Source organism: Mesorhizobium sp. M7A.F.Ca.CA.001.10.2.1 (assembly GCF_003998575.1).
GTDB lineage: Bacteria > Pseudomonadota > Alphaproteobacteria > Rhizobiales > Rhizobiaceae > Mesorhizobium.
Genome location: NZ_RZQY01001086.1, coordinates 1 through 1,158, shown reverse-complemented (window position 1 = coordinate 1,158; position 1,158 = coordinate 1). Strand labels below are relative to the sequence as shown.

The following is a 1,158-nucleotide window of genomic DNA, read 5'->3' as shown; positions in this document are numbered from 1 at the left end:
TTGCGGGAGATGCCGCGGCTTCGAATTCTCCGTCCGGCTTTTCGTACATCCGGCGTGCCGTCGCAGTCACTGACGCTGCCAACGAAACCCGCCCTCGACCCATCCATCAAGACTGCGATATTCGATGGCGGGCTTCCGGCCACGCATCCGCTTGGCCCTTGGTCAACAGCGATCGACGGTCCGCATGTTGGCGCGTCACATCCCGAACTGCTTAAACACGGGCTGCAAGTTACATCGGCGCTGCTATTCGGACCTCTCGATCCAACCAAGCCTGTGCCGGTCCCCTACTCCAATGTCGATCACTACCGCGTGCTCGATATGACGCCCGGGCAAAACCCGCACGAGCTCTACGAGGTTCTCGAACGCATCGACACCGTTCTCAACAATACCGACTACGACTTCGTCAATCTGAGCCTCGGCCCGAGTCTCTCCATTGAGGACGACGATGTCCATGCCTGGACCGCAGTGCTCGACGAACGGTTTTCGCAGGCCGACACACTGGCAACGATCGCCGTCGGCAACAATGGCGAAGGCGACGCCGCCATGGGGTTCAACCGCATCCAAGTGCCGGCTGATTGTGTCAACGCACTCGCGATCGGCGCCGCAGATTCTCCAGATACGCCTTGGCAGCGAGCGGCATATAGCGCCGTAGGCCCCGGCCGCAGTCCGGGCTTGGTGAAGCCGGATTTTGTCGAATTCGGCGGCTCGATGCAAAGACCTTTTCTCGTTGTCGCGGAAGGCGGGGTCAGCAAACTGGATCCAACCGGCGGAACGTCGTTCGCCGCTCCGAGCACGCTCCGTCTCGGGACCGGTATTCGCGCACATTTCGGGCACAATCTCAACCTGCTCGCCGTGCGAACGCTGCTCGTCCACTCGATTGAGGCGAGCGAGATTCCGCACAACGAAGTCGGCTGGGGGCGCCTGGCGCGCAATATCGACGACATCGTTCTTTGCGAGGACGATATGATCCGTGTGATTTATCAAGGCAAAATTTCGCCCGCGAAATACATTCGGGCGATGGTGCCGATGCCCGACAGCGAATTGTCCGGCATGGTCGAGATCACGGCGACGCTTTGCTACAAATGCAACACTGATCCGCATCATCCCGGCAATTATACGCGTGCGGGTTTGCAGGCGACCTTCCGGCCGCATGACGAG

Annotated in this window: 1 protein-coding gene; it reads left to right on the top strand. The window is 60.1% G+C overall.

Annotated features, from left to right (window positions below; translation table 11 throughout):
- On the top strand, nt 1-1,158 hold a 1,158-nt coding region (locus EN964_RS35270; RefSeq protein WP_164776442.1), incomplete at both ends, for a S8 family peptidase.